This is a genomic window from Nocardia sp. NPDC050697 (assembly GCF_040654395.1).
Lineage (GTDB): Bacteria > Actinomycetota > Actinomycetes > Mycobacteriales > Mycobacteriaceae > Nocardia.
In genome coordinates this window covers 352,621-365,758 of the sequence record NZ_JBFAHY010000007.1, presented here as the reverse complement: position 1 = coordinate 365,758, position 13,138 = coordinate 352,621, and the positions used below count along the sequence as shown (strand labels likewise).

At 73.8% G+C, this 13,138-nt stretch carries 1 protein-coding gene (cut by a window edge); it reads left to right on the top strand.

Annotated elements, in window-relative coordinates; all coding sequences use genetic code 11:
• A protein-coding gene (locus AB0H71_RS24985; protein WP_357025422.1) for a non-ribosomal peptide synthase/polyketide synthase crosses the window boundary here: on the top strand, positions 1 to 13,138 show its final stretch. It extends 23,696 nt beyond the left edge of the window; the window shows 13,138 of its 36,834 coding nt (coding positions 23,697-36,834); the start codon falls outside the window, past its left edge; the stop codon is at positions 13,136 to 13,138.

Here is a 13,138-nt window from a genome sequence, read left to right as displayed (position 1 = left end):
CGCCGACGTGCTCGGCGTGGCCAGGGTCGGGCTGGACGACGACTTCTTCGCGCTCGGCGGCAACTCGCTGAGCGCCACCCAGGTGGCGGCCCGGCTGGCCGCCGCGCTCGACACCGACCTCGGGGTGCGCGAGCTCTTTGAGGCCTCCACCGTGGCCGCGCTCGCCGCCCGCGCCGAGAGCAGCGCGGGCGCGGGGTCGCGCGCCGCGCTGGTGCCGCAGCCGCGGCCGGAGCGGGTGCCGCTCTCGCTGGCGCAGCAGCGCATGTGGTTCCTGAACCGCTTCGACCCCGAGTCCTCGGTCGACAACATCCCGGCCGCGGTCCGGCTCTCCGGGTTGCTGGACCGGCAGGCGCTGCAGATCGCCGTGGCCGACGTACTGGCCAGGCACGAGTCGCTGCGCACCTACTACCCGGAGCTGGACGGCACCGGTTACCAGCAGGTGGTCCCGACCGGCCAGGTCATCCCGGACCTCTCGCCGGCCGAGGTCACCGAGGCCGAGCTGCCCCGGCGGATCGCCGACTTCGTGCGCACCGCCTTCGACGTCACCGTGGAGGTGCCGTTCCGGGCCCGGCTCTTCGAGGTCAGCCCCACCGAGCACGTGCTCGCGCTGGTGGTGCACCACATCTCCGCCGACGGCTTCTCCATGGGCCCGCTCACCCGCGACGTCATGACCGCCTACGGCGCCCGCGTCGACGGCGGCGAGCCCGCCTGGCGCCCGCTGGACGTGCAGTACGCCGACTTCGCGCTCTGGCAGCGCGCGGTGCTGGGCCGCGAGGACGACCCGGAGTCGGTGATCGCGGGGCAGATCGGGTACTGGACCGAGGCGCTGCGCGGCCTCCCCGAGCAGCTCGACCTGCCCTCCGACCGCCCCCGCCCCGCGGTGGCGACCGGCCGCGGCGCCACCCACGCCTTCGAGATCGACGCCGAGACCCACGGCAAACTGGCCGAGCTGGCCCGCGGCCGGGGCGCGACGCTCTTCATGGTCACGCACGCCGCGCTGGCGGTGCTGCTCGCGCGGCTGGCCCGCGAGGAGGACATCGCCATCGGCACGCCGATCGCGGGCCGCGGCGAGCGCGCGCTCGACGACCTGATCGGCATGTTCGTCAACACCCTCGTGCTGCGCACGCCGGTGGATGCGGGCGCCTCCTTCACCGAGCTGCTCGCGAAGGTGCGCAGCACCGATATCGCCGCCTTCGGCCACGCCGACCTGCCCTTCGAGCGGCTGGTCGAGATCATCGACCCGGCCCGCTCGCAGGCGCGGCACCCGCTCTTCCAGGTCATGCTCTCGTTCCAGAACGTCGGGCAAGCCAGCCTGGAGCTGCCGGGCCTCACCGTCAGCGGCGTCGACATGGCGCTGGATGTCGCCAAGTTCGACCTGCAGCTGGTGCTCACCGAGAAGGCCGAGCCGCTCTCCGGCATCACCGCCGAGTTCATCTACGCCACCGACCTCTTCGACCGGCGCACCGTGGCCGCGCTCGGCCGCCGCTTCACCCGGCTGCTGAAGGCGCTCACCGCCGAGCCGGAGCGTCCGGTGGGCGATCTGCCGCTGATCGATGCCCGCGAGACCGAGCAGGTGCTGCGCACCTGGAACAACACCGAGTACCGGGTGGACCCGGACGCCACCCTGGTCTCGATGTTCGCCGAGCAGGCGGCGGCCACCCCGGACGCCCCCGCGCTCACCTTCGAGGGTGAGACGCTGAGCTACGCCGAGTTCGCGGCGCGGGTGCACCGGCTGGCCGGGTACCTGGCCGCCGCGGGCGTCGGCCCGGACACCCTGGTCGCGCTCGGCATGCGCCGCTCGCTGGAGCTGGTGATCGGCATGTACGCGGTGCTCGAAGCGGGCGGCGGCTACGTGCCGCTCGACCCGGACCAGCCCGCCGAGCGCATCGGCTACGTGCTGGAGACGGCGCGGCCGGTGCTCACGCTGACCACCACCGGCGACGGGTTCGCCGCGGGCGACGCCGTCGCCATCGACGCGCTCGACCTCTCGGCGTTCGCGGCGGAGCCGCTGACCGGCACCGGGCTGCGCCCGGCGAACACCGCCTACGTCATCTTCACCTCCGGCTCCACCGGCCGCCCCAAGGGCGTCGCGGTCTCGCACGCGGCGATCGTGAACCGCCTGGTGTGGATGCAGGAGGAGTACGGGCTCGACCGCTTCGACGTGGTCCTGCAGAAGACCCCCGCCACCTTCGACGTCTCGGTGTGGGAGTTCTTCTGGCCGCTGCAGACCGGCGCGCGGCTCGTGGTCGCCAGGCCCGACGGGCACCGTGACCCGCAGTACCTGGCCGAGGTGATCGCCGCCGAGCAGGTGACGACGGTGCACTTCGTGCCGTCCATGCTCGCCGTCTTCGTGGACGAGGCCGACCCGGCCGCCTACACCGGGCTGCGCAATGTCTTCGCCTCCGGCGAGGCGCTGCCCGGCGGGGTGGCGCAGCGGCTGCTGAGCGCCTCCGGCGCCTGGCTGCACAACCTGTACGGGCCGACCGAGGCCGCGGTCGACGTGACGTACCACGAGGTCACCGAGTCCGACACGGTCTCCGTGCCGATCGGCTCGCCGGTCTTCAATACCCAGCTCTACGTGCTGGATTCGCGGCTGCGGCCGGTGCCCGCCGGGGTGCCCGGCGAGCTCTACCTGGCCGGAACCCAGCTGGCCCGCGGCTACGTCGCGCGGCCCGACCTCACCGCGGACCGCTTCGTCGCCGACCCGTTCGGCCCGCGCGGCGCCCGCATGTACCGCACCGGCGACCTGGTGACCTGGACCGACCGCGGCGAGCTGGAGTACCTGGGCCGCACCGACTTCCAGGTGAAGCTGCGCGGCCTGCGGATCGAGCTCGGCGAGATCGAGACCGCGCTGGCCGCGCATCCGGCGGTGGCGCAGGCCGTCGCGGTGGTGCGCTCCGACGACCGCCTCGGTGATCGCCTGGTCGGCTACGTGGTGCCCGGCTCGGCCCCGATCGATGTCGCGGCGCTGCGCGAGCACGTCGCGGCGCGGCTGCCCTCGTACATGGTCCCGGCCGCGCTGGTGGTGCTGGACGAGCTGCCGCTGAACCCGAACGGCAAGCTGGACCGGCGCGCGCTGCCGGAGCCGGAGTTCGAGGTCAAGGAGTTCCGCGCGCCCTCGACGCCGGTGCAGGAGCTGGTGGCCGACACCTTCGCCCGGGTGCTCGGGATCGAGGTGGACGGCGACCGGCCGATCGGCCAGGACGACGACTTCTTCGATCTCGGCGGCAACTCGCTGATCGCGACCCAGGTGGTGGCCAGGCTCGGTGCCGCGCTGAACACCAGGGTGCAGGTCCGCACGCTCTTCGAGGCGCCGACCGTGGCCGCGCTGGCCGCCCGGGTCGAGGCCGGTGCGGGCAGCGGCCGCGGCCGCGAGCTGGTAGCCGGACCGCGCCCGGCGACCATCCCGCTCTCGCTGGCCCAGCAGCGCATGTGGTTCCTGAACCGCTTCGACAGCGCCACCGCGGTGAACAACATCCCGATGGCGGTGCGGCTCACCGGCGCGCTGGACGCCGAGGCGCTGCGCCGCGCGGTCGCCGACGTGCTCGAGCGGCACGAGGTGCTGCGCACGGTCTACCCGGAGACCGCGGACGGCCACGGCGTGCAGGTGGTGCTGCCGGCGAGCCAGGTCGGCATCGACCTCACCCCGGTCACCGTCGCCGAGACCGAGATCGAGGAGCGGATCAGCGAACTCGTGCTGACCGGCTTCGACGTCACCACCGCGGTGCCGGTGCGCGCCGCGCTGCTGCGCATCGCCGGCTCCATGGACGGCTCGCAGCCGGAGAACCACGTGCTGGTCTTCGTGGTGCACCACATCTCCGGCGACGGCTGGTCGGTGCAGCCGCTGGCCAAGGACGTCATGATCGCCTACGCGGCGCGCTCGCGCGGCGAGGCGCCGGGCTGGGCGCCGCTGCCGGTGCAGTACGCCGACTACGCGCTCTGGCAGCGCGAGACGCTCGGCTCCGAGGACGAGCCGGACTCGCTCATCGCCCAGCAGGTGCGGTACTGGTCGGCGAACCTCGCCGGGCTGCCGGACCAGCTCGACCTGCCCGCCGACCGCTCCCGCCCCGCGGTGGCCTCGAACCGCGGCGGCGTGCACGCCTTCTGGCTCGACGCCGACCTCGTGCACGGGCTCAACTCGATGGCCCGCGCGCACGGCGCCAGCCTCTTCATGGTGGTGCACACCGCGCTCGCCGCGCTGCTGGCCCGGCTCTCGAACAGCGACGACATCGCCATCGGCACCGCGGTCGCGGGCCGCGGCGAGGCCGCGCTGGACGACGCCATCGGCATGTTCGTGAACACCCTCGTGCTGCGCAGCGCGGTCGACCCGGCCGAGCCCTTCGCCGCGCTGCTCACCAGGACCAGGGAGACCGACCTGGCCGCCTTCGGCCACGCCGACCTGCCCTTCGAGCGGCTGGTGGAGATCCTGAACCCGGCCCGCTCGCAGGCCAGGCACCCGCTCTTCCAGGTGATGCTCTCCTTCCAGAACACCGGCGACGCCTCCTTCGCGCTGCCGGGGCTGGAGGTCACCGGGGTGCCGCTGGACGTGGTGACCGCCAAGTTCGACCTGCACCTCAACCTGACCAGCGCCGGTGAGCACGAGGGGATGGCGGCCGAGTTCGCCTACGCCACCGATCTCTTCGACCCGGCCACCGTGAACGGCTTCGCGCTGCGCCTGGTCCGGCTGCTGACCGCGGCCGTGGCCGCGCCCACCACCCCGGTCGGCGAGATCGAGCTGCTCGACGCCGCCGAGCGCACGCAGGTGCTGGAGACCTGGAACGCCACCGCGCACCCGGTCGACGCCGCCGCCACCCTGGTCTCGATGTTCGAGGCGCAGGCCGCCCGCACCCCGGACGCGCCCGCGCTCACCTTCGAGGGCGAGACGCTGAGCTACGCCGAGTTCGCCGAGCGCGTGCACCGGCTGGCGCGGCACCTCATCGACCTCGGGGTCGGGCCGGATTCGCTGGTCGCGCTCGGTATGCGCCGCTCCTTCGAGCTGGTGATCGGCATGTACGCGGTGAGCGCGGCGGGCGGCGCCTACGTGCCGCTCGACCCGGACCACCCGGCCGACCGCATCGCCTACGTGCTGGAGACCGCGCGCCCGGTCGCGGTGCTCAGCACCGAGCGGGACGCCTTCGAGGCGACCGGCTTCCGCACCGTCGCGATCGACACCCTCGATCTCGCGGGGCTCTCCGGCGCGCCGATCGCGGACGCGGAGCGGCGTGCGCCGCTGCGGCCGTCGAACGCCGCGTACGTCATCTTCACCTCGGGCTCGACCGGCCGCCCCAAGGGCGTCGCGGTCACGCACGGCGCCATCGTCAACCGGCTGGTCTGGATGCAGGCCGAGTACGGGCTGGACGAGACCGACACCGTGCTGCAGAAGACCCCCGCCACCTTCGACGTGTCGGTGTGGGAGTTCTTCTGGCCACTGCAGCTCGGCGCCCGGCTGGTGGTGGCGCGGCCGGACGGCCACCGCGACCCCGGCTACCTGGTGCGGGTCGTCACCGCGGAGCGGGTCACGGTCGCGCACTTCGTGCCCTCCATGATGTCGGTCTTCGTGGCCGAGGAGCGGGCCGACGAGTGCACCGCGCTGCGCGCCGTCTTCGCCTCCGGCGAGGCGCTGCCCGCGGCGACCGCGCAGCGGCTGGTCGAGCTGACCGGCGCCAGGCTGCACAACCTGTACGGGCCCACCGAGGCCGCGGTCGACGTGACCTTCCACGAGGTCACCGAGGCCGACACGGTCACCGTTCCGATCGGCGCGCCGGTCTTCAATACCCAGGTGTACGTGTTGGATTCGCGGCTGCGGCCGGTCCCGGCCGGGGTGCCCGGTGAGCTGTACCTGGCCGGTGCCCAGCTGGCCCGCGGCTACGTCGCGCGGCCGGAGCTGACCGCGGACCGCTTCGTGGCGAGCCCGTACGGCGCGCCCGGTGCCCGCATGTACCGCACCGGTGACCTGGTCACCTGGCGCGCGAACGGCGAGCTGGAGTACCTGGGCCGCACCGACTTCCAGGTGAAGCTGCGCGGCCTGCGCATCGAGCTGGGCGAGATCGAGTCGGCGCTCACCGCGCTGCCGAGCATCGCGCAGTCCGTGGTCCTGGTCCGCTCGGACGACCGCCTCGGCGACCAGCTGGTGGCCTACGTGATCCCGGCGGCGGGCGCGACGGTGGAGGTCGAGGCGGTGCGCGCCGAGCTCGGCGCCGAGCTGCCCGGCTACATGGTGCCGAACGCCTTCGTGCTGCTCGACGCCTTCCCGCTGAACCCGTCCGGCAAGCTGGACCGCAGGGCGCTGCCCGCGCCGGTCTTCGAGGCCAAGGTGTTCCGGGCGCCCTCCACCCCGATCGAGGAGATCGTCGCCAACACCTTCGCCGACGTGCTCGGCGTCGGCCGGGTCGGCGTCGACGACGACTTCTTCGAGCTGGGCGGCAACTCGCTGCTCGCCACCCAGGTGACCGCCCGGATCGGCGCGGCGCTGGACACCCAGCTCGCGGTGCGCGACCTGTTCGAGGCGTCGACCGTGGCCGCGCTCGCCACCAGGGTGGAGCGCGCGGCCGGCTCCGGCCGGACCCGCCCCGAGCTGGTGGCGGGGGAGCGGCCGGAGCTGATCCCGCTCTCCCCGGCGCAGGCCAGGTACTGGTTCCTGAACCAGTTCGACACCACCACCTCCGCGGTGGACAATATCCCGCTCGCGGTGCGGCTCTCCGGTGCGCTCGACGTGCGCGCGCTGGAGCAGGCCATCGGCGACGTCTTCGCCAGGCACGAGGTGCTGCGCACCACGTACCCGAGCGCCGACGACGGGCCGCGGCAGGTGATCCTGCCCGCCGGGCGCACCGCGCCGACGCTGGCGATCACCGACGTCACCGAGGCCGACCTGGTGCCGACGGTCATCCGCTTCGCCATGACGACCTTCGACGTCACCATCGAGGTGCCGCTGAAGGTGGCGCTGTTCCGGATCACCGACGCCGGCGCGCACGACACCGTCCCCGACGGCACCCGCTCCGCCGACCTGGTCGGCGCCGAGCTCACCGACGGCGCGGCCGCCTCCGGCGTGCCGGAGCACGTGGTCGCCTTCGTGGTGCACCACGTCGCGGCCGACGGCGCGTCGATGGGCCCGCTGGCCCGCGACCTCATGGCCGCCTACATCGCCCGCGTCGGCGGCGAGGCGCCGTCCTGGACCCCGCTCCCGGTGCAGTACGCCGACTACGCGCTCTGGCAGCGCGAGGTGCTCGGCGCCGAGGACGACCCGGAGTCGCTCGCCGCCCGCCAGGTCGCCTACTGGAAGGCCGCCCTCGACGGCCTCCCCGACCAGCTCGAGCTGCCCGCGGACCGCCCGCGGCCGCCCGCGCAGTCCTTCCACGGCAAGGCGATCCGCTTCGAGATCGCCCCCGAGCGGCACCAGGCGCTCGCCGAGCTGGCGCGGGCCAACCAGTCCTCGCTCTTCATGGTCGTGCACGCCGCGCTCGCGGTGCTGCTGGCCCGGCTCTCCGGCACCGACGACATCGCGGTCGGCACCCCGATCGCGGGCCGCGGCGAGCGCGAGCTCGACGACCTCATCGGCATGTTCGTCAACACCCTGGTCTTCCGCACCAGGGTGCGGTCCGGCGCGGGCTTCGCCGAGCTGCTCGCCGATGTGCGCGAGCGCGACCTCGAGGCCTTCGCCAATGCCGACGTCCCCTTCGAGCGGCTGGTCGAGGTGCTCAACCCGGAGCGCTCCACCGCCCGCAACCCGCTCTTCCAGATCGGGCTGTCGTTCCAGAACCTGGCCGAGACCACCATCACCCTGCCCGGGCTGACGGTGAGCGCGGTCGACTTCGACTCCCAGCTGGCCAAGACCGACCTGCACGTCACGCTCTACGACCGGTACGCCGAGGACGGCACCCCCGCCGAGATCGTCACCGAATTCGGCTACGCCACCGACCTCTTCGACGAGGCGACGGTGCAGGGCTTCGCCGACCGGTTCCTCCGGGTGCTGGACGCCGTGATCGCCGATCCGGCGATCGCCGTCGGCGAGATCGAGCTGCTCGCCGCCGACGAGAGCGAGCGCATCCTCGACACCTGGAACGACACCGCGCACCCGGTGGACACCGAGGCCACCCTGGTCTCGCTGCTGGAGGCCACCGTCGCGGCGCAGCGCGAGAGCACCGCGCTGGTCGCCCCCGACGGCGAGCTGAGCTACGCCGAGCTCGGCGTCCGGGTGAACCGGCTGGCGCGCTACCTGATCGAGCGCGGGGTCGGCCCGGAGGACCGGGTGGCGCTCGCCATCCGGCGCTCCGCCGACCTGGTGATCGCCATGTACGCGGTCGCGGTGGCCGGTGCGGCCTACGTGCCGGTCGACCCGGACCAGCCGGCCGAGCGGGTCGAGTACATCCTCGGCACCGCCGCCCCGACCTGCGTGCTCACCACCGCGGGCGACGGCTTCACCAGCACCGCGGCCGAGGTCGTCGTGCTGGACGAGCTGGATCTGGCCGGGCTGGACGGCGCGCCGGTGCGCCCGGGCGAGCGCCGCGCCGCGCTCACCCCGGCGAACACCGCGTACGTCATCTTCACCTCCGGCTCCACCGGGCAGCCCAAGGGCGTCGCGGTGCCGCACGGCGCCATCGCCAACCAGCTGCAGTGGAAGACCGCCGAGTACGGCCTCGGTCCCGACGACGCGGTGCTGCTCAAGACCGCGGCCACCTTCGACCTCTCGGTCTGGGAGTTCTGGTCCGCGGCCGCCTCCGGCGGCAAACTGGTCATCGCCACCGTCGACGGCCACCGCGACCCGGCCTACCTGCACGCGCTCATGGCCGAGACCGGGGTGACCACGCTGCACGTGGTGCCCTCCATGCTGGACGCGCTGCTCACCGAGGGCGCGCTGCCGGATTCGCTGCGCCGGGTGCTCGCCATCGGCGAGGCGCTGCCCGCGGCGACCGCGCAGAAGTTCCGGCGCGGCAGCGCGGCCGGGCTGTTCAACCTGTACGGCCCGACCGAGGCGGCGGTGTCGATCACCGCGCACGAGGTCACCGCGGGCGACGTCGTCTCGGTGCCGATCGGTGTTCCGGAGTGGAACTCCCGGGTCTACGTGCTGGATTCCCGGCTGCGGCCGGTTCCGGTCGGGGTCTCCGGCGAGCTGTACCTGGCCGGTGCGCAGCTGGCCCGCGGCTACTTCGCGCGGCCCGAGCTGACCGCGGATCGCTTCGTGGCCAGCCCCTTCGAGCCCGGCGCGCGGATGTACCGCACCGGCGACCTGGTGGCCTGGAACGCCGGCGGCGAGCTGGAGTACCGGGGCCGCACCGACTTCCAGGTGAAGATCCGCGGCTTCCGCATCGAGCTCGGCGAGATCGAGGCCGCGCTGCTCCGGCAGCCCGGGATCGCCGCTGCGGCGGTGCTGGCCAGGACCGATCCCGGCCTCGGCGACCGGCTGGTCGCCTACGTGGTGCCGTCCGGCGAGTTCGACAAGCGCGAGCTGGCGCACGCGCTCGCCGGTGAGCTGCCCTCGTACATGGTGCCGAGCGCCTTCGTCGAGCTGGCGGCGCTGCCGCTGAACGCCAACGGCAAGCTGGACCGGAACGCGCTGCCCGAGCCGGAGTTCGAGAAGGCCGTCTTCCGCGCCCCGTCGACCCCGGCCGAGAAGCTGGTGGCGCGGGTCTTCGCCGATGTGCTCGGGGCCGAGCAGATCGGCGCGGACGACGACTTCTTCGCGCTCGGCGGCAACAGCATCCTCTCCATCCAGCTGGTCTCCAGGGCCAAGACGCTCGGCGCGGTCTTCTCCGTGCGCGACGTCTTCGACCAGCGCAGCGTGGCCGGGCTGGCCGCGGTCGCCGGTGCGGTGACCGGGCGGCAGCGCCTGGCCGAGCTGGCCGGCGGCGGGATCGGCGAGGTCGCGCTGCCGCCCGCGCTCGCCGCGCTGGACGGCGCCGATGCGGTCGCGCTGCGGCTGCCCGGCGGCACCGGCGAGCAGGAGCTGACGGCCGCGCTCGCGGCGCTGCTGGACCGGCACGAGGCGCTGCGGCTGCGGCGCACCGAAGCGGTGCTGGAGCTGCGTGAACGCGGTGCCGTCGAGGTGGCGGAGGTGCTGCGGGACGAGCGGGTCACCGCGACCGAGCTCGACGCCGCGGTGTCCGAGGCGCTGACCGCCGAGGTGGCGGCGCTCGACCCGGCCGCCGGAATCGTGTTCCGCGCGGTGCGGTTCGCGGTCGACGGCGGCGCGGATGTGCTGCTGCTGGTCGCGCACCGGCTCGCGGTCGACCCCGCCTCCTGGCGGATCATCACCGGCGACCTCGCACGGGCGCTGGCCCAGGGCGAGGCCGCGGAGCTGCCGGAGCCGGGCACCTCGCTGCGGCGCTGGCTGCACGAGGTCGCGCAGGACCGCGAGACCGCGGCACCTCCGGCCGAGGTGGATGTCTTCGGTGCGGCAGGTGTCCAGCACGTGCGGACCGTGCTCCCGGCGGCCGAGAGCGACGCGGTGCTCCGCGTCGTCCCCGGGCTGTACCACGGCGTCGCCACCGACGCCCTGCTCACCGCGCTCGCGCTCGCCACCGCGCGCTGGACCGGAAACCCCGCGACCACCGTGCGCTACGCGAACGACCTGCGCCCGGTCGCGGCCGAGCGCGGCGCCGAGCTGACCCGCACGGTCGGCGACTTCACCGTCACGCACCCGCTGCGCCTCGACCTCGGCGCCGCCGGGATCGGCGAGGGGCAGGCGCTCAAGCTCGTCAAGGAGCAGGTGCTCGCGGTGCCGGTGCACGGATATTCGGCGCTCTTCGCGGCCGGGGAGCCGGGCGGGATCACCTTCCGCTTCGCCGGTGCCTCGGTCGAGGGCTTCGACGAGTACCCGCTCCCCGCGGTGGTCTCGGCGACAGCCGGGGTCGAGGTGGTCGCGCGGGTGACCGGTGGCGAGCTGGTCACCGACTTCACCGGTACCGCCGAGCGGCTCGCGGAGCTGGCCGAGCTCTGGACCGCCGCGCTCACCGGCCTCGCCGAGCACGCGGGCACGCCGGGCGCGGGCGGCTTCACCCCGTCCGACATGCCGCTGGTCCGGGTGCGCCAGGGCGACCTGGAGGAGTGGGAGCGCGGCTACCCCGGCCTCGCCGAGGTCTGGCCGCTCACCCCGCTGCAGTCCGGGCTGCTCTTCCACGCCCTGATGACCACCGCGGGCACCGACATCTACGTCATGCAGGCCATGGTCGACCTGCTCGGTACGGTGGACGCGGACCGGCTGCACACCGCCGCCCAGGGCATCCTGGACCGCTACCCGAACCTGCGGGCCGGCTTCGTCACCGACTCCGACGGCCAGGCCGTCCAGGTGGTGCCGGAGCAGGCCGAGGTGCCGTGGCGCGAGGTCGACCTGACCGACCGCGACGACCCCGCCGCCGCGCTGCGCGAACTGCTCGCCGCCGACCAGGCCACCCGGTTCGACATGGCGGCCCCGCCGCTGGTCCGGTTCACCCTGTACCGCACCGCCGCCGAGCAGTACCACCTCTCCATCACCACGCACCACGTGCTGATCGACGGCTGGTCCATGCCGCTGCTCATGCAGGACCTGCTGGTGCTGTACGCGGTGCACGGCAACCGCTCCCAGCTCCCCGCCGTGACCCCGTACCGGGACTTCCTCGGCTGGCTGGGCGAGCGCGACCTGAACGCCTCGCTGCGCACCTGGGCCGAGGCGCTGGACGGCGCGGGCGAACCCACCGAGCTGGCCTCGCCCGCCCGCGGCCAGGAGCGGTACGAGACCGGCAAGCTGATCACCTCGATCGACCCGGAGCGGGCCCGCAGGCTCACCAAGCACTGCGCCGACCTCGGCGTCACGGTGAACACGCTGGTCCAGGCGGCGTGGGGGATCCTGCTCGGGCGGCTCACCGGCCGCACCGACGTGGTCTTCGGCGCCACCGTCTCCGGCCGCCCCGCCGAGCTGCCCGGCGTCGAGTCCATGGTCGGGCTCTTCATCAACACCCTGCCGGTGCGGGTGCGGATCGACGACCACGGCCCGATCGCCGACCAGCTGGTGCGGCTGCAGCGCGAGCAGGCCGACCTGCTCGACCACCACTACGTCGGGCTCGCCGAGATCCAGCGGACCGCGGGCGCCGGCTCGCTCTTCGACACCCTGCTGGTCTTCGAGTCGTACCCGATCGACCGCGAGGCCATCGCCGCCGCCAGCTCCATCGACGGCATGTCGGTGAACGGCGTCGGCGTGCTCAGCAATACCCACTACCCGATGACGCTGCAGGTCACCGCCGAATCCGCCATCGAGTTCGTCTTCGAGTACCTCACCACCCGCTTCACCGACGACGAGGTGCGCACCCTCGCCGCCCGGCTCATGCGGGTGCTGGAGGGGCTGCTCGGTGACCCGCACGGGCTCGTCGGCGATATCGACATCCTGGACGCCGAGGAGCGCAGCAGGCTGCTCGCCGAGTCCGGGGTGGCGGCCGCCGCGCCGGAGCCGGTGAACCGGGTCGGCGCGCGCACGGTGTCCAAGGTGCTCGGCGAGGTGGTCGAGGCCGACCCGGAGGCGCCCGCGCTGCTCCGCGGCGAGGACGAACTCCCGTACCACGTGCTCGACCGCCGCTCCTCGCAGCTGGCCCGGGTGCTGATCGGCCGCGGTATCGGCCCGGACGACGTGGTCGCCGTCGCGCTGCCGCGCTCGGTGGAGTCGGTCGTCGCGATCTGGGCGGTCCAGAAGGCAGGCGCCGCCGTGCTCCTGACCTCGGATGACGCTGCCGGTGCCCGCTACGGGATCGGCTCCGGCTCCGCGGAGCTGGAATGGATCGACCCGGCCGCCGACGCGGTCCGCGCGGCCATCGCCGAGGCGCCCGCGCACCCCGTCTCCTATGCCGACCGGGTCCGCCCGCTCGGCGAGGAGAACCCGGCGTTCGTGCTCGCCGACGGCACGGTCTACAGCCAGGTGGCCGCGCTCGATCTCGCGCTGCGGGCGCGCGACGAGCACGGCGTCGACTACGAGTCCACGACCTTCACCACCGCCACCGGTGGGCTGGTCGCGGTGGTCGAGTTCCTCGCCGCCGCCACCGCGGGTGCGCTCTCGGTGCTGCCCAGCGGTTCGGTCGAGGACGATCTCGCCGACGGTGAGGTGTCGCACTGGTTCGTCGCGCCCGGGGAGGACACCTCCGCCGCGGGCGACGAGATCGCGATCGTCACGGTGGAGTGA